Raw genomic sequence first — 259 nt, 5'->3', positions numbered from 1 at the left:
CGAAAACGGCGAAATTACTTTGGATTATGGTTCTTATCAAAATCAACAAGCGAAAATTGCAATCGCAAATGGAGGATTATTTGGAAAAGGACCCGGAAAAAGCACTCAGCGAAACTTTTTACCTCACCCTTATTCTGATTTTATTTTTGCTATAATTCTTGAAGAATATGGCCTTATCGGCGGTGTTTTTGTTATTCTAGCCTATTTAATTTTATTGTTTAGGTCTATATTAATTGTTAAAAATAGTCCTAAAGCTTTC

At 32.8% G+C, this 259-nt stretch carries 1 protein-coding gene; it reads left to right on the top strand.

The annotated features are described in order from the left end of the window. Positions 1 to 259: FtsW/RodA/SpoVE family cell cycle protein (locus tag ACS2QP_RS28065; protein ID WP_438883112.1), on the top strand; the 259-nt coding region annotated here is incomplete at both ends.

It is taken from the genome of Bacillus cereus group sp. Bce019 (assembly GCF_051781745.1).
Lineage (GTDB): Bacteria > Bacillota > Bacilli > Bacillales > Bacillaceae_G > Bacillus_A > Bacillus_A cereus.
Note: the sequence above shows the minus strand (reverse complement) of the source record. Positions and strands in the feature narration are given on the sequence as shown.